Consider the following 20,669-nt stretch of genomic DNA (forward strand, 5'->3'; position numbering starts at 1 on the left):
ACATGATGACCTCCCGGCACCGCGGCTTCACCCTGATCGAGCTGCTTGTCAGCATCCTCATCATCTCGCTGGGCCTGCTCGGCCTGGCCAAGCTGCAGATGCGCATGCAGCTGTCGGACATGGAGTCCTACCAGCGCGCCCAGGCGCTGCTGCTGCTCAATGACATGTCCAGCCGGATGAACGCCAACGCGAAGAACTCCTCCAGCTATGTCACCGGCAGCAGCTCGCCGGTGGGAGCGGGCATGTCCTGTCCGACCAGCAGCGGGACCCGTCAGCAGGCGGACCTCGCTGACTGGTGCAACAGCCTGCAGGGCGCGGCGGAAGTGGGCGGCGGCAGCGTGAAGGCCGGCGCCATGCTCGGCGGGCGAGGCTGCATCGAGTCGCTGGGCAGCAATCAGTACCTGATCACCGTGGCCTGGCAGGGCATGTCGCCGATCTCGGCGCCGCCTTCGAGCGTGGCGTGTGGCAGTAACAGCTACAACGGCAGCTCCGGATGCAGCAGCGACCTGTGCCGGCGCGTGGTCACCACGGTTGTGCGGGTGGCCTCGCTATGAGGGGCGTATCCCGCCACAGGGGCTTCACCCTGGTAGAGATGATGATCGCAGTGACCATCAGCCTGCTGATCATGGTCGCGGTGCTGACGCTCTACCTGAACCTACGCCGGACCAGTGACGACATGGCTCAGACCAACTCGCTGATCGAGAATGGGCGCTTCGCCGTGGGCCTGCTGCAGGAAGACCTCGCCCACGCCGGGTTCTGGAATGGCTATGTACCGCAGTTCGATGACCTGAGCGCGACCGATCCGCCGGCCGATTACCCGACGGCGTTGCCGCCGGTGTGCTCGGCCTTCTCGACCTGGACGCAGCAGGACAGGATCAACTCCGTCGGCATCGCGGCACAGACCTTCTCCGCGGTGCCCCCCGGTTGTTCGGCGATAGTCACCAACCTGGCGAGCAACTCCGATGTGCTGGTGGTGCGGCATGTCGATACCTGCTCACCGGGCGTTGGCAATTGCGATGCACTGGCAGCCGGCAAGGTGTATTTCCAGTCGTCCTTCTGCAAGAACGAGACCCTCGGGGCCTTTGTGCTGGACACCACCGGGTTCACCCTGACGAGCCTCAATTGCCTGACCATCGCCGAGCGTCGCAAGTTCGTCATCGATCTGTATTACGTGCGCGATTACGCGGTGAGCGCAGGCGATGGCATACCGACCCTGATGCGCTCCACCTTCGATCTTTCCGGTGGGGCCACGCCGGCCAACGCGCTGCAGGCAGCAGTACCGCTGATCGAGGGGGTCGAGGCCTTCCGCGTCGAGCTGGGCCTGGACAGCCTCAGCAAGTCGAACGATCCGACCGATTACCTCGCGGCGCCGCATTGGGATGACCCCAATACCCGGGTCACCGTGACCAACCGTGGCGATGGCTCGCCCGACGGCAGCTTTGTCCATTGCGGGGCCGGTTCCTGCACGGTGGCCCAGCTGGCGAATGTGGTGGAAGCCCGGCTCTACGTCCTGGCTCGCGCCCGCACGCAAACCGCGGGCTACACCTCGGACAAGACCTACGCCCTGGGTAGCTCCACCCTGGGCCCGTTCACCGATGGCTACAAACGGCATCTGTTCACCTCCAGCGCCACGCTGGTGAACGTATCCCGTCGGAGGCAGACGCCATGACGACGCAGCGCAATTCGAGAGCCCAGCAGGGCGCGACCCTGGTGGTCGCCCTGGTGATGTTGCTGATGCTGATGCTGATGGTCGGCAGCGCCTACACCCTCAGCGGCACCAATCTGAAGGCAGTGGGCAACATGCAGTTCCGCAACGAGGCCATTGCCGCGGCTGATGTCGGTATCCAGCGGGTCATCGGCTCGGCCTTCACCGCCGCGCCGGCGGCCGAGCAGCTCAATGTCGACATCAATAACGACGGTACCACCGACTACCAGGTTTCCATGGCGTCGCCGGTGTGCATGAGCGCCAGGCCGAGTCCCTCCAATCTGGCTTGTGGTGGTGGCCAGGCAGCCATGTGTTCCACGGGATGGGACACCGTCTGGGGGCTCAACGCCGATGTCACCGATGCCGTGACCGGCACCTCGGTAAGAGTGCGTTCCGGGGTGCGGGTGCACCTGACCGATTCGCAGAAAGTCGCCGCGTGCGGAGCATGAACATGAACAAGAGCTGCCACGCCGGAATGCTCCGGCGGATTTTCGCCCTCTGCCTCCTGTGCGTCGCCCAGTCGGCCGTTCGTGCCGAGGACATCGACCTGTTCGTCGGCACGCCCAGCGGTGCCACGGACGCGCCCAACGTCCTGATCATCCTGGACAACACCGCCAACTGGACCACGCCGTTCAGCAACGAGATGACTGCGCTGGCCTCTGTGGTCAACGGGCTGCAGGTGAACAAGTTCCGCGTCAGTCTGATGCTGTTCAGCGAGACCGGCAGCGGCAACAAGGGTGACGACGGCGCCTATGTGCGTGCCGCCATGCGTCTGCTCGACAGTTCGACCAAGCCCAAGTATCAGACGCTGGTCAGCAGCCTGGACGTGGGGAGCGACAAGTCCAATGGCGGCAAGATCAGCAAGGCCATGGAGGAGGCCTGGCTGTATTACTCGGCGGGCACGCCCAATTCCGGCAACCAGAAGGTCAAGACCGACTTCGCCGGCAACGCCAGCGGCACCACCGCATCCAACGCGATCTATGCCCTGAGCGGCAACGCCCTGGCGTCGAAGGACGCCACCACCTATAACAACCCGATCGTCGCTGGCTGCGCGAAAAACTTCATCATCTACATCAGTAACGGCGCGGCGCAGGACAACACCAACGATATCAAGCAGGCGACCAGTGCATTGACTGCTGCCGGGGGCAATACCACGGCGATCCCCATTTCCCCCAGCGGCTCGCAGGACAACATGGCCGACGAATGGGCGCGCTTCATGAAGAAGAGCACCCAGGCCATCACCACCTACACCGTGGATATCAACAAGGTCACCACCGGCCAGGGCCCGGGTTGGACCGCCCTGTTGAAGAGCATGGCCAACGTCAGCAGTGGCAAATATTTCGACGTGACGGCCAGTGGCACGCAAATATCCGATGCACTGAATGCCATCTTCTCCGAGATCCAGGCCACCAACAGCGTGTTCGCCTCCGTCACCCTGCCGATCAGCGTCAGCTCCCAGAGCACCTACCTGAACCAGGTGTTCGTCGGCATGTTCCGCCCCGACTCCGATTCCTTCCCGCGCTGGCCCGGCAACCTCAAGCAATACAAGGTGGGCGTGGTCAGCAGCCAGCTCACCACGGTGGACGCCAACGGCAACAGCGCAATCAACAGCGGCACCGGCTTCATCACCGAATGCGCCCGCAGCTTCTGGACGCCCACCTCGCTGGACAACTACTGGGCGTTCAAGCCGCAGGGCAACTGCCTGACCGTGACCGGCTCCGACCTGTCCAACTATCCCGACGGCAACATCGTCGAGAAGGGCGCCCAGGCCTATGTATTGCGCCAGGCCAGTTCGCGGACCATGAAGACTTGCGACCCCACGACCTGCACGACGCTGACCAACTTCAACACCGCCAACACGGCCGTCACCCAGGCCCTGCTGGGGGCGGCAGACGCCACCGAGCGGACCAACCTGATCGGTTGGGCCATCGGCGCCGACAATCAGGACGAGAACCTCAACGCCAACGTCACCGAGATGCGCTCCTCGGTTCACGGCGACGTCGTGCACTCGCGCCCCGCGGCGGTCAACTACGGAACCACGTCCTCACCCCTGGTGGTGGTCTACTACGGCGCCAACGACGGGCTGTTGCACGCTATCAACGGCAACCGCAGCGGAACCGTCGCGGGCGTCTCGGCCGGCAGTGAAATCTGGTCGTTCATGCCGCCGGAGTTCTACCCGCGGATCAAGCGCCTGCGGGACAACACCACCACCATCAGCTTCCCCGGCCATACCACGGGCACGCCCACGCCGCAGCCCAAGGACTACGGCATGGACGGCTCGGTTTCCGTGGTGCAGCAGGGCACCAGCACCTGGATTTACTCCGCCATGCGCCGCGGCGGCCGCTCGATCTATGCCTTTGACGTCACCACCCCGGCCAGCCCGACCCTGAAGTGGAAGATCGGTTGTCCCAACATGGCCAATGACACCAGCTGCGGTACTGGCCTCAGCGGCATAGGGCAGACCTGGGCGACGCCGGTTCCCGTCCTGGCGCAAGGCTACGGCAGCGGTGCGTCGACGATCCTGGCCATGGGCGGTGGCTACGACAAGTGCGAGGACGCCGATCCCAATACCTGCACGGCGACCTCCAAGGGCAATCACATCTATCTGCTGGATGCGGACACCGGCGCCTTGCTGAAAACCTTCGACACCGATCGCGGGGTCGTCGGCAGTGTCGCCCTGGTCACCAACAGCAGCGGCCTGATCGCCTACGGCTATGCCTCCGACATGGGCGGCAACGTCTACCGGATCTCCGGCGTCGATGCCTTCAGTGCCATCGGCAGTACCCCGCCGGCCAACTGGACCATGACCAAGATCGCTTCCCTGGGGTGCGCGACGGCGACTTCCTGTACAGCCAACCGCAAGTTCCTCTACGGCCCGGAGGTGGCCTCCGTCAACGGCGAGTACGTGATCCTGCTGGGCTCCGGCGACCGCGAGAAGCCGCTGCTCACCTACACCTCCGCCGCCAGCGTGGCGAACCGCTTCTATGCCCTGCGCGACAAGCCCAGCGACGTCAACTGGCTGACCCTGGAGAACGCCACCTGCGCCGCCAACCTGATCTGCAACAGCTCGCTGCTGCCCATTACCTCCACGGCAACGCCCACCAATACGCAGGTCGCGGCCTACCCCAAAGGCTGGTACCTGGGCTTGCAGTCGACCGAGCAGGTAGTGACCTCGGCGCTGCTGCTTTACAACAACATCACCTTCAGCACCCACCAGCCTGCCGTGGCCAGCCCCACCAGCTGCTCCAGCCTGGGCACCGCGCGCGTCTACAACATCAGCTACCTGAACGCCGCAGGCACCGGCGACCAGCGCTTCGGCGTCATCTCCGGCGGCGGCCTGCCTCCGTCACCCGTGGCGGGGCGCGTACAACTCGACGACGGCAGCCTGAGGGACTTCATCATCGGCGGTTCTTCCGATTCACCGCTGAAGGTCTCCGAGCCGACCGCGCCGGGCACCAGCCCGCAGCCCAAGTCCTGGGTGTTCTGGGATATCGAGCGATAGGAGGGCGAGCCATGAACGCGATCAACAGACGCCTGGCCAATGGTTTCACCTTGCTGGAACTGATGGTGACACTCGCGGTGCTGGCCATCCTGGTCGGCATAGCCGTGCCTTCGCTCAGCGATGCGACTCTTACCGGCAAGCTTGCCTCCAGTGCCAACGATCTTGTGGCGGGCGTCGCCATGGGGCGCAGCGAGGCGATCAAGCGCAACACGGTGACCAGCCTGTGCGTATCCAGCAACGGCACCAGTTGCGGCTCCGGGGGCTGGGAGCAGGGCTGGATCGTGATTTCCGGCTCCACCGTGATCCAGAAACATCCCGCCGCGCCGACGGGGTTCAAGGTCACTTCCAGTGTCGCCAAGATCGACTTCCAGCCCAGCGGCGTGGGCAATACCCAGGCCAGCGTCACCGTGTGCCGCTCCGCGCCGTCTGCTGGTGCCCAGGAGCGAGTGGTCAACGTCAGCGCCACGGGGCGTGCCTACGTCAGCAAGACGACGACAGGTTCCTGTTCCTGATACGGTGAAACTGCTCCTGCCAGCACCCGGCAGGGAAATCGCAGACAACAAAAAACCGGCCCGAGGGCCGGTTTTTCGTGGGTTTCGACAGTTCATCGGAACTGCCGAAACGATGTGGTGGTGCCCCGGGAGAGACTCGAACTCTCACTCTGTCGCCAGAAACGGATTTTGAATCCGCCGCGTCTACCATTCCGCCACCGAGGCAATGGCGCGGCAGTATAGGGAGGCGCTCTGCGCCGGTCAATCGGCTCGCATGGTCAGAAATCGGCATATCCAGTAAGATGTGCGCCCTTTCGAGAAAGCTCCCCCATGCGCGTCGCTGACTTTCATTTCGACCTGCCCGAGGCGCTGATCGCCCGCCATCCGCTACCTGAACGCCGCTCCAGCCGTCTGCTGGTGCTGGACGGTCCGAGCGGCGAGCTCAGCCACCGGCAATTCGCTGACATCCTCGGCTTCCTCAAGCCGGGTGACCTGATGGTGTTCAACAACACCCGGGTAATCCCTGCCCGCCTGTTCGGCCAGAAGGCTTCCGGCGGCAAGCTGGAAATCCTCGTGGAGCGCGTGCTGGACAGCCACCGCGTGCTGGCTCACGTGCGCTCCAGCAAATCCCCCAAGCCGGGGTCGAAGATCCTCATCGACGGCGGTGGCGAGGCCGAGATGCTGCAGCGCCACGACGCGCTGTTCGAACTGGGCTTTAGCGAGGACGTGCTGCCCTTGCTGGAGCGCGTCGGCCACATGCCGCTGCCGCCTTATATAGACCGTCCGGATGAAGACGCCGACCGCGAGCGTTACCAGACCGTCTATGCCGAGCGCGCGGGCGCCGTGGCCGCACCGACCGCCGGCCTGCATTTCGACGAGGCGCTGCTGGAATCGATCCGCGCCAAGGGCGTGGATACCGCCTTCGTCACCCTGCACGTGGGCGCCGGCACCTTCCAGCCGGTGCGCGTGGAGCGCATCGAAGATCACCACATGCACAACGAATGGCTGGAAGTCAGTCAGGACGTGGTCGATGCCGTGGCCGCCTGCAAGGCGCGCGGTGGTCGCGTGGTCGCCGTCGGCACCACCAGCGTGCGTTCGCTGGAAAGCGCGGCCCGTGACGGCGTGCTCAAACCGTTCAGTGGCGACACCGACATCTTCATCTTCCCCGGGCGGCCGTTCCACGTGGTCGACGCCCTGGTCACCAACTTCCACCTGCCCGAATCCACCCTGCTGATGCTGGTCTCCGCCTTCGCCGGCTACCCCGAGACCATGGCCGCCTATGCGGCGGCAGTGGAGCAGGGCTATCGCTTCTTCAGCTACGGCGATGCCATGTTCATTACCCGCAACCCGGCACCGCGCGGCCCCGAGGACTGATCCATGAGCTTCATGAAATTCGAACTGCTGGCCACCGAGGGCAAGGCCCGTCGCGGCCGCCTGACCTTCCCCCGTGGCGTGGTGGAAACCCCGGCGTTCATGCCGGTGGGCACCTACGGCACCGTGAAGGGCATGCTCCCGCACGACATCGAGGGCATCGGCGCGCAGATCATCCTCGGCAACACCTTCCACCTGTGGCTGCGCCCGGGTACCGAAGTGATCCAGAAGCACGGCGACCTGCATGACTTCATGCAGTGGAAGGGGCCGATCCTCACCGACTCGGGCGGCTTCCAGGTGTTCAGCCTGGGCGCGCTGCGCAAGATCAAGGAGGAGGGCGTGTACTTCGCCTCGCCGGTGGATGGCGCCAAGGTCTTCATGGGCCCGGAAGAGTCCATGGCCGTGCAGCGTGCGCTGGGCTCGGACATCGTGATGATCTTCGACGAGTGCACCCCGTACCCGGCCGAGTTCGACGTCGCCAAGCGCTCCATGGAGCTGTCGCTGCGCTGGGCCAAGCGTTCGAAGACCGCCCACGGCGATAGCCCGTCGGCGCTGTTCGGTATCGTCCAGGGTGGCATGCACGAAGAGCTGCGCATGCGCTCGCTCGAAGGCCTGCAGGAAATCGGCTTCGACGGCCTGGCCATCGGCGGCCTGTCGGTGGGCGAGCCCAAGGAAGAGATGATCCGCGTACTGGACTTCCTCCCGCGGCACATGCCGGCTGACAAACCTCGTTACCTGATGGGTGTGGGCAAACCCGAAGACCTCGTGGAAGGTGTGCGCCGGGGCGTCGACATGTTCGACTGCGTCATGCCCACCCGCAATGCGCGCAATGGCCACCTTTTCGTTGACACCGGGGTGATCAAGATCCGCAACGCGGTGCACAAGCACGATGAGTCTCCGCTGGACCCGGCCTGCGATTGCTACACCTGCAAGCACTTCTCCCGCGCCTACCTCTACCACCTGGACAAGTGCGGCGAAATGCTCGGCAGCATGCTCAATACCATCCACAACTTGCGGCATTATCAGCGGCTTATGGCTGGTTTGCGCGAGGCAATCCAACAGGGTACATTGGCGAACTTTGTCGACGCCTTCTACGCCAAGCGCGGCCTTCCCGTGCCGCCGCTGGCGGACTGACCTTATTCATCGAAAAAGCTTTGAGACAGGAGTTTCCAATGAGTTTTCTGATTCCCGCTGCCTACGCTGACGCCGCAGCTCCCGCCGCTGCTGCAGGCCCGGCCGGCACTGGCTTCGAGTGGATTTTCCTGGTCGGTTTCCTGGTCATCTTCTACCTGATGATCTGGCGTCCCCAGGCCAAGCGCTCGAAAGAGCACAAGAACCTGCTGTCCGGCCTGCAGAAGGGCGATGAAGTCGTCACTTCCGCCGGTATCGCTGGCAAGGTGACCAAGGTCGCCGAGGACTTCGTCGTCGTCGAGGTTTCCGACAACGTCGAGCTGAAGTTCCAGAAGGCCGCGATCGCCGCGACCCTGCCGAAAGGCACCCTGAAGGCGATCTGATCCTCCACCTAGAAACCCAACCGACGGGGCGCAAGATGCGCCCCGCGTCATAACGGGCGGTGTCATGCTCAACAAGTATCCCCTGTGGAAGTATCTGCTGATCCTGGCGGTCCTGGCCGTCGGTTTCATCTATTCCGCACCCAACCTCTATCCTGACGATCCGGCCGTCCAGATCAGTGGCGCGAGCACTGCGCTGCAGGTCACCCAGGCCGACGTCGACAAGGCCAGCAAGGCGCTCGCCGATGCCGGTATCGCCGTCAAGGCTGGCTCGCTGGGCAAGAACAGCGGCCTGATCCGTCTGGTCAAGCAGGAAGATCAGTTGCCGGCCAAGGACATCGTCCGCCGCGCGCTGGGTGACGACTACGTGGTCGCCCTGAACCTGGCCCAGACCACGCCGAACTGGCTGCGCAATATCGCCGCCCACCCGATGAAGCTGGGTCTCGACCTGTCCGGTGGTGTGCACTTCCTGCTGGAAGTGGATATGGAGAAAGCCGTCGACGCTCGTATGAAGGTGTACGAGAACGAGGTCAAGAGCGCCCTGCGTAAGGAGCGCGTGCGCTACCGCAGCCTGCCTGTGCAGGACGGCGGCATCCAGCTGGGCTTCACCGAAGAAGCCGACCTGGACAAGGCCAAGTCGATCATCGCCAAGGATTTCCGCGATTTCGAAACCGCCCAGAGCGAGCGTAATGGCATGCAGGTCCTGCGCCTGGCCATGACCGCCACCAAGCTGGCCGAAATCCGCGAATACTCGATCAAGCAGAACCTCACCACCGTCCGCAACCGCGTGAACGAGCTGGGCGTGTCCGAACCGCTGGTACAGCGCCAGGGCGCCAACCGCATCGTCGTCGAGCTGCCGGGCGTACAGGACACCGCTGAAGCCAAGCGCATCCTCGGCAAGACCGCCAACCTGGAGTTCCGCCTGGCCGCCGAGCCGGATGCGATCAAGTCCTCCACCGAGACCTTCGATTTCCGCGAGCCGCGTCGCCCGCCGGCGAGCCTGGAGCGGGGCGTGATCATCACCGGTGACCAGGTCACCGACGCCAGCGCCAGCTTCGACGAGAACGGCCGTCCGCAGGTGAACATCCGTCTGGATGGCCACGGCGGCGAGCTGATGAACCGCGCGACCCGCAACAACGTCGGCCGCAGCATGGCTGTGGTGTTCATCGAGCAGAAGCCGATCACCCGCTACACCAAGCAGGTCGTCGACGGCGTCGAGCAGGAAGTCGCTGTTCCGGCGTTCAAGGAAGAGAAGCAGATCATCAGCCTGGCGACCATCCAGTCGCCGCTGGGCAACCAGTTCCGCATCACCGGCCTGGACGCCCCGGGCGAGTCCTCGGAACTGGCCCTGCTGCTGCGCGCCGGTGGCCTGGCTGCGCCGATGTACTTCGCTGAAGAACGCACCATCGGCCCGAGCCTGGGTGCTGACAACATCGCCAAGGGTATCGACGCTTCCCTGTGGGGCATGGTCTTCGTTTCCCTGTTCATCATCGTCATCTACCGCTTCTTCGGCGTGATCGCCACCGTCGCCCTGGCCTTCAACATGGTCATGCTGGTGGCGCTGATGTCGATCCTCGGCGCGACCCTGACCCTGCCGGGTATCGCGGGTATCGTGCTGACCATGGGTATGGCGGTGGACGCCAACGTGCTGATCTTCTCGCGGATACGAGAAGAGCTGGCTGCGGGCATGTCGACACAGCGGGCGATCCATGAAGGCTTCAACCGCGCCTTCACCGCGATCATCGACGCCAACCTGACCTCGCTGCTGGTCGGCGGCATCCTCTACGCCATGGGCACCGGCCCGGTGAAGGGCTTCGCCGTGACCATGTCCCTGGGTATTCTCACCTCGATGTTCACTGCCATCATGGTCACCCGCGCAATGGTGAACCTGATCTACGGCGGCCGCGACGTTAAGAAGCTGTGGATCTAAGGGGCCAGAGATGAATATCAAGATCGGTACTATCAACTTCATGGGCGTGCGCAACATTGCGTTCGCCGCGACCCTGCTCCTGACCCTGATCGCCCTCGGCAGCTGGGTCTTCAAAGGCATCAACTTCGGCCTGGACTTCACTGGCGGTACGTCGATCAAGCTGACCTACGAGCAGCCTGCCGACCTCTCCAAGGTGCGTGAGCAACTGGTCGCCGCCGGTTACAGCGAAGCCGTGGTGCAGAGCTTCGGTGACACCCGCGACGTCCTGGTGCGCATGCCCAGCGAAGACCCGGAACTGGGCAAGAAGGTCGCCACTGCGCTGCAGAAGGCCGATGCTTCCAACCCGGCCAAGGTCAATGGCGTCGAGTACGTCGGTCCGCAGGTCGGTGAAGAGCTGCGCGACCAGGGCGGCCTCGGCATGCTCCTGGCGCTGGGCGGCATCCTCCTGTACGTGGGCTTCCGCTTCCAGTGGAAGTTCGCCCTGGGTGCGATCCTCTCGCTGATCCACGACGCCATCATCGTGATGGGCGTGCTGTCGTTCTTCCAGATCACCTTCGACCTGACCGTGCTCGCCGCGGTACTGGCGGTGGTGGGCTACTCGCTGAACGACACCATCGTGATCTTCGACCGGGTGCGCGAGAACTTCCGCGTACTGCGCAAGGCCAGCCTGATCGACAACATCAACATCTCGACCAGCCAGACCCTGCTGCGGACCATCGCCACCTCGGTGTCGACCCTGCTGGCGATCGCTGCTCTGCTGTTCTTCGGCGGCGACAACCTGTTCGGTTTCTCCATTGCCCTGTTCGTCGGTGTGATGGCGGGTACCTACTCGTCGATCTACATCGCCAACGTGGTGCTGATCTGGCTGAACCTGTCCACCGAGGACCTGATTCCGCCGCCGAGCAAGGAAGTCGACGAGCGCCCGTAATAGAGCGTTCCCGGCCTTCCAGAGAAAACTCCCGCTTCGGCGGGAGTTTTCATTTGTAGGTGCTGTGTCACGAAACGGCCGGAACTTTCTTACAAATCGATTGCTCCAAGGCAAGGTAAAGGGCGAGGCCCGAATGAGAAGAAAGACCAGGAGAACCCTATGAACAAGTCGTTGCTAATCGGTACCGTGCTGGGCGCTGTAGGCGTGACTGCCGGTGGCGCCGTGGCTACCTACAGTCTGGTGGACCGCGCGCCGCAATACGCCGAGGTGCTCGCCGTTCAGCCGGTCAAGGAAACCATCAAGAATCCGCGCCAGGTCTGCAAGGACGTGGCAGTGACCCATCAGCGTCCAGTCAAGGACACCCACCAGATTGCCGGTACGGCGATCGGCGCCATCGCTGGCGGCCTGCTGGGCAACCAGATCGGCGGCGGCAACGGCAAGAAGATCGCCACCGTGGCGGGCGCCATCGGCGGCGGCTACGCGGGCAACAAGGTGCAGGAAGGCATGCAGGAGCGTGACACCTACACCACCACCGAAACCCGCTGCAACACCGTCAACGACACCAGCGAGAAGGTTGTCGGCTACGACGTGAAGTACCTGCTCGATGGCAAGGCCGGTCAGGTCCGCATGGATCGCGATCCGGGCTCGCAGATTCCGGTCGACAAGAGCGGCCGACTGATCCTGGGTCAGCAATAAGCAGTCGCCAGGTGTGGAACGAAGAGGGCGCCCGATGGGCGCCTTTTTCTTTGGCTCTTTGTAGGAGCGAGCCTGCTCGCGAATCGCCGAAGGCTATGGCTTCAGGTGCAGGATTTGCCTTCTCGCAGGCACAAAAAAGCCCGGCAATGCCGGGCTTTTTCTGTCGTGGCTCAGGCTCAGCGCTTGAGCGACGCCGGCAGGTGCGGCTGGATGCTGGTCAGCAGCGCCTTGAAGCACTTGGTGTTGCCAGCGACGATCTGGCCTTTCTCGAGGAACTCGTGACCGCCGGTGAAATCGCTCACCAGGCCGCCCGCTTCCTGGATCAGCAGGGCGCCAGCGGCCATGTCCCACTCGGACAGGCCGAACTCCCAGAAGGCGTCGTAGCGACCGGCGGCGACATAGGCCAGGTCGAGGCTGGCGGCGCCGGCGCGGCGGATGCCGGCGGTCTGGCCGACCAGGCTGCGGAACATGCCCAGGTAGGCGTCCAGGTTGTCCATCTGGCTGTCGCGGAACGGGAAGCCGGTGCCGAGCAGGGCGCCTTCCAGGCTCTTGCGGTTGCTGACGCGCAGGCGACGGCCGTTCAGTGCGGCGCCACGGCCGCGGCTGGCGGTGAATTCTTCCTGGCGGACCGGGTCGAGGACCACGGCGTGCTCGAGGCGGCCGCGGTATTTGCAGGCAATGCTGACCGCGTAGTGCGGAACGCCGTGGATGAAGTTGGTGGTGCCATCCAGCGGATCGATGATCCACAGGTAGTCGGCGCCTTCGCCGCTGCCTTCGAGCATGCCGCCTTCTTCGCCCATGATCCCGTGGTTCGGGTAGGCCTTGCGCAGGGCGGTGACGATGGAGAGCTCGGCCGCGCGATCGACTTCGGTGACGTAGTCGTTGGCTTCTTTCTCGTTGACCGACAGGGTGTCCAGGCGTTCGATGGAGCGGAAGATCAGTTCACCGGCGCTGCGAGCGGCGCGCAGGGCGATATTCAGCATAGGCTGCATGGAGAGGTCACCTGGGTCGTTAAAGAAAGCCGGACATTCTAGCAGAAAGCCATGGAGTTAATAGAGCGACCTGTCGCCTGCGTGGCGCAAGCCCCACTGCTGCGGTAGGATTCCCTCCCTTTTTCGCTTTTGTGTGGAGTCGCGCGTTGCTCGACAAAATTCGCGTGGTGCTGGTCAACACCAGCCATCCCGGCAATATCGGCGGTACGGCCCGTGCGATGAAGAACATGGGCCTGTCGCGCCTGGTCCTGGTCGATCCGATGGATTTCCCCAGTGGCGAGGCCCGCGCCCGCGCCTCCGGCGCCGATGACATCCTCGATGCGGCCGTGGTCGTTCCCACCCTGGAAGATGCCCTGGCGGGCTGCAGCCTGGTGCTCGGCACCAGTGCGCGAGATCGTCGCATCCCCTGGCCGCTGCTCGATCCTCGCGAGTGCGCCACCACCAGCCTGGAGCATGTCCAGCAGGGTGGCGAGGTTGCGCTGGTGTTTGGTCGCGAATACGCCGGCCTGACCAACGAGGAGCTGCAGCGATGTCAGTTCCATGTGCACATCCCGGCCAATCCCGAGTTCAGCTCGCTGAACCTGGCGACGGCGGTGCAGGTGCTGGTCTACGAGGTGCGCATGGCCTGGCTGGCCGTTCAGGGGCAGCCGACCAAGCAGGAGAAGGTCGAGTCCACTGCCATGCTCAACAGCGTCCCGGTGACGTCGGACGAGCTGGAGCGCTTCTACGCGCACCTGGAGTCGACCCTGGTGGATATCCAGTTCCTTGACCCGCAGAAGCCGCGCCACCTGATGTCGCGCCTGCGCCGCCTGTATGGCCGTGCCGGTGTCAGCAAGCTGGAGATGAATATCCTGCGGGGTATTCTCACCGAGACACAGAAAGCTGCCCGCGGGGAGCTTTCCAAGCGGAGTGATGAAGATGTTTGAGCGTGTACGCGAAGATATCCAGAGCGTATTCCATCGTGACCCGGCGGCGCGCAACGCCTTCGAGGTGCTCACCTGCTACCCGGGTCTGCATGCCGTCTGGCTGCATCGCCTGGCCCATTGCCTGTGGACGTCCGGCTGGAAGTGGCTGGCGCGCATGGTGTCCAACTTCGGTCGCTGGATGACCGGTATCGAGATTCATCCAGGCGCGAAGATCGGTCGCCGCTTCTTCATCGATCACGGCTTGGGCATCGTCATCGGCGAAACCGCCGAGATCGGCGACGACGTGACCATCTATCAGGGTGTGACGCTGGGCGGTACCAGCTGGAACAAGGGCAAGCGTCACCCGACCCTGGCGGACGGCGTGGTGGTGGGGGCGGGCGCCAAGGTGCTCGGTCCGTTCACCGTTGGTGCTGGTGCCAAGGTCGGTTCCAATGCTGTGGTCACCAAAGAGGTGCCGCCTGGTGCCACTGTGGTGGGTATTCCCGGCCGCATCATCGTCAAGGATGACGCGGATCAGGCCGCCAAGCGTCAGGCCATGGCAGAAAAGCTCGGGTTCGATGCTTATGGCGTCAGCCAGGACATGCCCGACCCGGTGGCTCGTGCCATCGGCCAGTTGCTCGACCACCTGCAGGCCGTCGATGGTCGGTTGGAAGGCATGTGCAAGGCTCTGACAGCTCTGGGTAGCGACTACTGTGCGAAAGATCTTCCGGTTCTGCGGGAAGAGGACTTCGCGGGAGTCAAGGACGAGGAGAGCAGCAAGTCGGCGCAGTGATGCGCCGGCCCTTGCATTGCTGCTACAATATGCCGCCGTTCGCTGGCTAATTCCGACTAAAGTAATAGGTCTTATAGTTGACTTAAATAGTCGGAAAAGAGCATACTTCCGCCATACCAGCGATTCTTCCGGATTTCCCCATGCGATTGACCACCAAAGGCCGCTATGCCGTCACCGCCATGCTCGATCTGGCGTTGCACGCCCAGCGTGGCCCGGTTTCTCTCGCCGATATCTCCGAGCGCCAGGGTATCTCCCTGTCCTACCTGGAACAGCTGTTCGCCAAGTTGCGCCGTGGCAACCTGGTGGTCAGCGTGCGTGGTCCGGGCGGCGGCTACCAGCTGTCCCGTGACATGACCGGCATCCACGTCGCCCAGGTGATCGATGCGGTCAACGAGTCGGTCGACGCCACCCGCTGCCAGGGTCAGGGCGACTGCCACTCCGGCGATACCTGCCTGACCCACCACCTGTGGTGCGACCTCAGTCAGCAGATTCACGAGTTCCTCAGCGGCATCAGCCTGGCCGACCTGGTCGAGCGCCGCGAAGTTCAAGAGGTCGCCCAGCGCCAGGACGAGCGTCGCTGCTCGGGCACCAAGCCGCTGCGCCTCGACAAGATTGAAGCGTCCGCCATCGATTGAGCGAACGCCCGCCTGTAGGAGTTACCTGATGAGATTGCCGATTTACCTCGACTACTCCGCCACCACCCCGGTGGATCCGCGTGTCGCTCAGAAAATGGCCGACTGCCTGCTGGTTGACGGCAATTTCGGCAACCCGGCTTCGCGCTCCCACCTCTTCGGCTGGAAGGCCGAGGAAGCGGCTGAGAATGCCCGTCGCCAGGTCGCCGAGCTGGTCAATGCCGACCCCCGCGAGATCGTCTGGACTTCCGGTGCCACCGAGTCCGACAACCTTGCCGTGAAGGGCGTCGCGCACTTCTACGCGACCAAGGGCAAGCACATCATCACCTCGAAGATCGAGCACAAGGCGGTCCTGGATACCTGCCGCCAGCTGGAGCGCGAAGGCTTCGAAGTGACCTACCTGGAACCGACCCCCGAGGGCATCATCACCCCCGCGATGGTCGAGGCCGCCCTGCGTGACGACACCATCCTGGTCTCGGTCATGCACGTGAACAACGAAGTCGGCAGCATCAACGACATCGCCGCCATCGGCGAGCTGACCCGCTCGCGCGGCATCCTGCTGCACGTCGACGCTGCACAGTCGGCCGGCAAGGTGGACATCGACCTGGAGAAACTCAAGGTCGACCTGATGTCCTTCTCCGCCCACAAGGTCTACGGCCCCAAAGGCATGGGCGCTCTGTACGTGCGCCGCAAACCGCGCGTGCGCCTGGAAGCCCAGATGCACGGTGGCGGCCACGAGCGCGGCATGCGTTCGGGCACCCTGGCGACCCACCAGATCGTCGGCATGGGCGAAGCCTTCCGCATCGCCAAGGAAGAAATGCACCAGGAAATGGCCCGTATCGAAGGCCTGCGCAAGCGCTTCTTCGACCAGGTGCAGGACCTGGAAGAGCTGTACCTCAACGGCAGCCCGACTTCCTACGCGCCGAACATCCTCAACGTCAGCTTCAACTACGTCGAAGGCGAGTCGCTGATGATGTCGCTCAAGGATCTGGCCGTCTCGTCCGGTTCCGCCTGTACCTCGGCCTCGCTGGAGCCGTCCTACGTGCTCCGCGCGCTGGGTCGCAACGACGAACTGGCGCACAGCTCCATCCGTTTCAGCTTCGGTCGCTTCACCACCGAAGAAGAGGTCGATTACGCCGCCAAGAAGGTGGTGGAAGCCGTTTCCAAGCTGCGTGAACTCTCGCCGCTGTGGGATATGTTCAAAGAGGGTGTCGACCTGTCCAAGGTCGAATGGCAGGCCCACTGACCCGCCCCGTAGAAGTGAGGATTAGCCATGGCTTACAGTGACAAGGTCATCGACCACTACGAAAACCCGCGCAACGTCGGCAAGCTCAATGCCGAAGACCCGGACGTCGGCACCGGCATGGTCGGCGCGCCGGCCTGCGGCGACGTGATGCGCCTGCAGATCAAGGTCAACGAACAGGGCGTCATCGAAGACGCCAAGTTCAAGACCTACGGCTGCGGTTCGGCCATTGCCTCCAGCTCCCTCGCCACCGAGTGGATGAAGGGCAAGACCCTGGACGAAGCCGAATCCATCAAGAACACCACCATCGCTGAAGAACTGGCCCTGCCGCCGGTGAAGATCCACTGCTCGGTACTCGCCGAGGACGCCATCAAGGCGGCCGTGCGCGACTACAAGCAGAAGAAAGGTCTGCTCTGAAGCGATTCGGAAGTTAAGGAGTTCCCATGGCCATCAGCATGACCGAATCCGCCGCCAACCACGTTCGCCGCTCCCTTGAAGGGCGCGGCAAGGGCGAGGGCATTCGTCTTGGCGTGCGCACCACCGGGTGTTCCGGTCTGGCCTACGTGCTGGAGTTCGTCGACGAGCTGGCAGCCGAGGATCAGGTCTTCGAGAGCCACGGCGTGAAGGTCATCATTGACCCGAAAAGCCTGGTCTACCTCGACGGCACCGAGTTGGACTTCACCAAGGAAGGCCTCAACGAGGGCTTCAAGTTCAACAACCCGAACGTGCGCGGTGAGTGTGGCTGCGGCGAAAGCTTCAACGTCTGAGGCTGGGTGTGGGTAGTCCCTGTCACTTCGCGCTGTTCGACCTGCAGCCGGGCTTCCGGATCGATCTGGAAGCCCTCGGCAATCGCTATCGTGAGCTGGTGCGAACCGTCCATCCGGACCGTTTCGCCGATGCTTCCGAGCGCGAGCAGCGACTGGCGCAGGCCAAGGCCGCTGAACTCAACGATGCCTACCAGACGCTGAAGAGCGTTCCGCGTCGTGCCCTGTACCTGCTGGCCCTGCGCGGCGACTCGCTGCCGCTGGAAGCCACGGTGCAGGACCCGGAGTTCCTTCTGCAGCAGATGCAGCTGCGCGAGGACCTGGAAGACCTGCAGGAAAGCGCCGATCTCGACGGCGTGGCGCAGTTCAAGCGTCAGCTGAAGTCCGCCCAACACCGGCTGGAAGAGGATTTCGCCGATTGCTGGGATGACGCCGCCCGCCGCGACCTGGCCGAACGCCTGGTGCGTCGCATGCAGTTCCTCGACAAGCTGGCGCAGGAAGTGCGGCAGCTGGAAGAGCGACTCGACGATTAATCCGCGCGGCCCGCGCCGCGCCCGATAGCCTGATTAGAAACCGCATGGCCCTACTGCAGATCGCCGAGCCCGGACAAACCCCCCAGCCACACCAGCGTCGCCTGGCCGTGGGGATCGACCTGGGCACCACGAATTCCCTGGTCGCTGCCGTGCGCAGCGGCGTCGCGGCTCCGTTGCCGGACGACCGCGGCGAAGTGATCCTGCCTTCGGCGGTGCGTTACCTCGCCGATCGCATCGAGGTGGGTGAGAGCGTTCGCGCCACCGCCTCGCAAGACCCGCTGAACTCCATCATCTCGGTCAAGCGCTTCATGGGCCGCGGCCTGGAAGATGTGAAGCAGCTCGGCGGCCAGTTGCCGTATCGCTTCACCCAGGGCGAATCGCACATGCCCTTCATCGAGACTGTCCAGGGCGCCAAGAGCCCGGTGGAAGTCTCCGCCGAAATCCTCCGTGTCCTGCGTCAGCGCGCCGAATCCACCCTGGGTGGCGAGCTGGTGGGCGCGGTGATCACGGTTCCCGCCTACTTCGACGACGCCCAGCGTCAGGCCACCAAGGATGCTGCGCGTCTGGCCGGCCTGCACGTGCTGCGCCTGCTCAATGAGCCGACCGCAGCCGCCGTTGCCTACGGCCTGGACAAGAACGCCGAAGGCCTGGTCGCCATCTACGATCTGGGCGGCGGTACCTTCGATATCTCCATCCTGCGCCTGACCCGTGGCGTCTTCGAAGTCCTGGCTACCGGCGGCGACACCGCCCTGGGTGGCGACGACTTCGACCATGCCATCGCTGGCTGGATCATCGAGCAGGCCGGCATCTCGGCCGACCTCGATCCGGGCGCCCAGCGCCGTCTGCTGCAGACCGCCTGTGCCGCCAAGGAAGCCCTGACCGATAGCGCCAGCGTTACCGTCGCCTACGACAGCTGGGCCGGCGAGCTGACCCGCGCCCAGATGGATTCCCTGATCGACCCGATGATCCAGCGCAGCCTCAAGTCCTGCCGCCGTGCGGTGCGTGATTCCGGCATCGAGCTGGAAGAGGTCAGCGCCGTGGTCATGGTCGGTGGTTCCACCCGCGTGCCGCGCGTTCGCGAGCTGGTGGGCGAGCTGTTCGGTCGCGAGCCGCTGACCGATATCGACCCGGATCAGGTGGTCGCCATCGGCGCCGCCATCCAGGCCGATGCCCTGGCCGGTAACAAGCGTGGCGAAGAGCTGCTGCTGCTGGATGTGATCCCTCTGTCGCTCGGCCTGGAAACCATGGGCGGGCTGATGGAGAAGGTGATTCCGCGCAACACCACCATCCCGGTGGCGCGTGCCCAGGAGTTCACCACCTACAAGGATGGCCAGACGGCCATGATGATTCATGTGCTGCAAGGCGAGCGTGAGCTGGTCAAGGACTGCCGGTCCCTGGCGCGCTTCGAGCTGCGCGGCATTCCGCCGATGGTGGCGGGCGCGGCAAAGATCCGCGTCAGCTTCCAGGTCGACGCCGACGGCCTGCTGGGTGTTTCCGCCCGCGAGCTGTCCTCGGGAGTCGAGGCGAGTATCCAGGTCAAGCCGTCCTACGGCCTGACCGACGGCGAGATCGCCCGGATGCTGCAGGATTCCTTCCAGTACGCCGGCGACGACATGGCTGCCCGTACGCTGCGTGAGCAGCAGGTCGAGGCCCAGCGTCTGCTGGAGGCCGTTCAATCCGCGCTGGACGCCGATGGCGAGCGCCTGCTCGATGCGGACGAGCGCCTGGTCATCGATGCCGGCATGGACTCGCTGCGCGAGCTGGCTACCGGCAGCGATGCCACTGCCATCGAACTACAGATCAAGCGTCTGTCCCAGCTGACCGACGCCTTTGCCGCGCGCCGTATGGACGCTACCGTCAAAGCCGCACTGGCCGGTCGCCGGCTCAATGAACTCGAGGAATAAGCGAAGATGCCGCAGATTGTCTTTCTGCCCCACGCCGAACACTGCCCCGAAGGCGCCGTGATCGAAGCCCAGCCGGGCGAAACCATCATGAAGGCGGCGCTGCGCAACGGCATCGAGATCGAGCACGCTTGCGAGATGTCCTGTGCCTGCACCACCTGCCACGTGGTCGTGCGCGAAGGCTTCAACTCCATGGAAGCCTCCGACGAGCTGGAAGACGACATGCTGGACAAGGCCTGGGGCCTGGAGCCGGATTCGCGCCTGTCCTGCCAGGCCGTGGTCGGCGAGACCGATCTGGTGGTGGAAATCCCGAAATACACCATCAACCAGGTGTCCGAAGGACACTGAGGCGGAGCGCTCACATGAGTCTGAAATGGGTTGATGTGCTCGAAATCGCCATCCAGCTGGCCGAATCCAAGCCGGACGTCGATCCGCGCTACGTAAATTTCGTCGATCTGCACCGTTGGGTGCTGGCATTGCCGGAGTTCAGCGACGATCCTTCCCGCGGTGGGGAAAAGGTCCTGGAGGCCATCCAGGCCGCCTGGATCGAAGAAGCCGACTGAGGGCGCGGCTCACTAGAGCCGCGTACCCATTTGTCATGAACCCGCGTATAATTCGCGGGTTTTATCTTTAGGTGAGCTGTCGAAAATTTCCCCGAGGGAATTTTCCAGTCGCCGGCCCTGTCGCAGTCGGGCCGGTTTCGCGGCTTCCGCCCCACGGGCGCAGCGCGCGGCAAACCCTAGAATCGCAGGAGCTCCTGGCCACGCCAGGG

22 protein-coding genes and 1 tRNA gene are annotated in these 20,669 nt (G+C 64.0%); 21 read left to right on the forward strand and 2 right to left on the reverse strand.

Annotated elements, in window-relative coordinates:
* The first annotated feature begins 2 nt into the window (after positions 1-2).
* The 5 genes from pilV to IB273_RS10055 are packed head-to-tail and all read left to right on the forward strand — an operon-like array spanning position 3 to position 5,719.
* Positions 3-554 (forward strand): type IV pilus modification protein PilV, encoded by a 552-nt coding sequence (gene pilV, locus IB273_RS10035; RefSeq protein WP_081516432.1) that lies wholly within the window; start codon positions 3-5, stop codon positions 552-554.
* A complete protein-coding gene (locus IB273_RS10040) occupies positions 551-1,669 on the forward strand; it encodes a PilW family protein (RefSeq protein ID WP_192223996.1) in 1,119 nt (372 codons plus the stop codon). The genes pilV and IB273_RS10040 overlap by 4 nt, the downstream gene beginning before the upstream one ends.
* Entirely contained in the window at positions 1,666-2,154 is a 489-nt protein-coding gene (locus tag IB273_RS10045) for a PilX N-terminal domain-containing pilus assembly protein (protein ID WP_081516031.1), read from the forward strand. The genes IB273_RS10040 and IB273_RS10045 overlap by 4 nt, the downstream gene beginning before the upstream one ends.
* A gap of 2 nt (positions 2,155-2,156) precedes the next feature.
* Positions 2,157-5,207: a pilus assembly protein gene (locus IB273_RS10050; protein WP_225610151.1), complete on the forward strand. Its 3,051-nt coding sequence runs from the start codon at positions 2,157-2,159 to the stop codon at positions 5,205-5,207.
* Positions 5,208-5,218: 11 nt separating this feature from the next.
* Positions 5,219-5,719, forward strand: coding sequence for a GspH/FimT family pseudopilin (locus tag IB273_RS10055; protein WP_151188141.1), 501 nt, complete (start codon positions 5,219-5,221; stop codon positions 5,717-5,719).
* A 118-nt stretch (positions 5,720-5,837) separates the two neighbouring features.
* Here the strand turns inward: IB273_RS10055 and IB273_RS10060 are convergent.
* Positions 5,838-5,923: transfer RNA gene (locus IB273_RS10060), tRNA-Leu, on the reverse strand.
* A gap of 105 nt (positions 5,924-6,028) precedes the next feature.
* On the opposite strand from IB273_RS10060, the gene queA reads away from it, so the two are divergent.
* The 6 genes from queA to IB273_RS10090 all read left to right on the forward strand — a co-directional run bounded on the left by queA (position 6,029) and on the right by IB273_RS10090 (position 12,134).
* Positions 6,029-7,072, forward strand: a complete 1,044-nt coding sequence (queA, locus tag IB273_RS10065; protein ID WP_045210558.1) for a tRNA preQ1(34) S-adenosylmethionine ribosyltransferase-isomerase QueA — start codon at positions 6,029-6,031, stop codon at positions 7,070-7,072.
* A 12-nt stretch (positions 7,073-7,084) separates the two neighbouring features.
* Positions 7,085-8,203, forward strand: coding sequence for a tRNA guanosine(34) transglycosylase Tgt (gene tgt, locus IB273_RS10070; RefSeq protein ID WP_192224504.1), 1,119 nt, complete (start codon positions 7,085-7,087; stop codon positions 8,201-8,203).
* 38 nt (positions 8,204-8,241) lie between these two features.
* Complete coding sequence (yajC, locus tag IB273_RS10075; protein ID WP_017522301.1) at positions 8,242-8,583, forward strand: preprotein translocase subunit YajC; 342 nt, start codon at positions 8,242-8,244, stop codon at positions 8,581-8,583.
* 64 nt (positions 8,584-8,647) lie between these two features.
* Complete coding sequence (gene secD, locus IB273_RS10080) at positions 8,648-10,510, forward strand: protein translocase subunit SecD (RefSeq protein ID WP_081515992.1); 1,863 nt, start codon at positions 8,648-8,650, stop codon at positions 10,508-10,510.
* A gap of 10 nt (positions 10,511-10,520) precedes the next feature.
* Positions 10,521-11,438, forward strand: coding sequence for a protein translocase subunit SecF (gene secF, locus IB273_RS10085; RefSeq protein WP_081515990.1), 918 nt, complete (start codon positions 10,521-10,523; stop codon positions 11,436-11,438).
* Between the two features lie 159 nt (positions 11,439-11,597).
* A complete protein-coding gene (locus IB273_RS10090) occupies positions 11,598-12,134 on the forward strand; it encodes a glycine zipper 2TM domain-containing protein (protein WP_081515989.1) in 537 nt (178 codons plus the stop codon).
* A 176-nt stretch (positions 12,135-12,310) separates the two neighbouring features.
* Here the strand turns inward: IB273_RS10090 and suhB are convergent, their stop codons facing one another.
* Positions 12,311-13,126, reverse strand: coding sequence for an inositol-phosphate phosphatase (suhB, locus tag IB273_RS10095; RefSeq protein WP_081515987.1), 816 nt, complete (start codon positions 13,124-13,126; stop codon positions 12,311-12,313).
* A 146-nt stretch (positions 13,127-13,272) separates the two neighbouring features.
* On the opposite strand from suhB, the gene trmJ reads away from it, so the two are divergent.
* From trmJ to iscX, 10 genes are all read left to right on the forward strand, one after another.
* On the forward strand, positions 13,273-14,052 hold the full coding sequence (trmJ, locus tag IB273_RS10100; protein WP_017522296.1) for a tRNA (cytosine(32)/uridine(32)-2'-O)-methyltransferase TrmJ: 780 nt from the start codon (positions 13,273-13,275) through the stop codon (positions 14,050-14,052).
* On the forward strand, positions 14,045-14,824 hold the full coding sequence (gene cysE, locus IB273_RS10105) for a serine O-acetyltransferase (protein ID WP_192223997.1): 780 nt from the start codon (positions 14,045-14,047) through the stop codon (positions 14,822-14,824). The genes trmJ and cysE overlap by 8 nt, the downstream gene beginning before the upstream one ends.
* A 140-nt stretch (positions 14,825-14,964) precedes the next feature.
* Positions 14,965-15,459 carry a Fe-S cluster assembly transcriptional regulator IscR gene (gene iscR / locus IB273_RS10110; RefSeq protein ID WP_017522294.1) on the forward strand — a complete coding sequence of 165 codons (495 nt, stop codon included), beginning with the start codon at positions 14,965-14,967 and terminating at the stop codon, positions 15,457-15,459.
* A gap of 28 nt (positions 15,460-15,487) precedes the next feature.
* The gene (locus IB273_RS10115) at positions 15,488-16,702 is read left to right on the forward strand and encodes an IscS subfamily cysteine desulfurase (RefSeq protein WP_081515981.1); all 1,215 of its coding nucleotides are present in this window, start codon (positions 15,488-15,490) and stop codon (positions 16,700-16,702) included.
* A gap of 27 nt (positions 16,703-16,729) precedes the next feature.
* Positions 16,730-17,116 (forward strand): Fe-S cluster assembly scaffold IscU, encoded by a 387-nt coding sequence (gene iscU, locus IB273_RS10120; RefSeq protein WP_015478505.1) that lies wholly within the window; start codon positions 16,730-16,732, stop codon positions 17,114-17,116.
* 26 nt (positions 17,117-17,142) lie between these two features.
* Positions 17,143-17,466 carry an iron-sulfur cluster assembly protein IscA gene (gene iscA, locus IB273_RS10125; protein ID WP_017522292.1) on the forward strand — a complete coding sequence of 108 codons (324 nt, stop codon included), beginning with the start codon at positions 17,143-17,145 and terminating at the stop codon, positions 17,464-17,466.
* Between the two features lie 8 nt (positions 17,467-17,474).
* Positions 17,475-17,996: a co-chaperone HscB gene (gene hscB / locus IB273_RS10130; protein ID WP_081515979.1), complete on the forward strand. Its 522-nt coding sequence runs from the start codon at positions 17,475-17,477 to the stop codon at positions 17,994-17,996.
* A gap of 44 nt (positions 17,997-18,040) precedes the next feature.
* The gene (hscA, locus tag IB273_RS10135) at positions 18,041-19,900 is read left to right on the forward strand and encodes a Fe-S protein assembly chaperone HscA (RefSeq protein WP_081515977.1); all 1,860 of its coding nucleotides are present in this window, start codon (positions 18,041-18,043) and stop codon (positions 19,898-19,900) included.
* A gap of 6 nt (positions 19,901-19,906) precedes the next feature.
* Positions 19,907-20,245 carry an ISC system 2Fe-2S type ferredoxin gene (fdx, locus tag IB273_RS10140; protein ID WP_081515975.1) on the forward strand — a complete coding sequence of 113 codons (339 nt, stop codon included), beginning with the start codon at positions 19,907-19,909 and terminating at the stop codon, positions 20,243-20,245.
* A 14-nt stretch (positions 20,246-20,259) separates the two neighbouring features.
* Positions 20,260-20,460, forward strand: a complete 201-nt coding sequence (gene iscX / locus IB273_RS10145) for a Fe-S cluster assembly protein IscX (RefSeq protein WP_017522288.1) — start codon at positions 20,260-20,262, stop codon at positions 20,458-20,460.
* Positions 20,461-20,669: the final 209 nt, after the last annotated feature.

Source organism: Pseudomonas sp. PDM19, assembly GCF_014852215.1.
Classification (GTDB): Bacteria; Pseudomonadota; Gammaproteobacteria; order Pseudomonadales; family Pseudomonadaceae; genus Pseudomonas.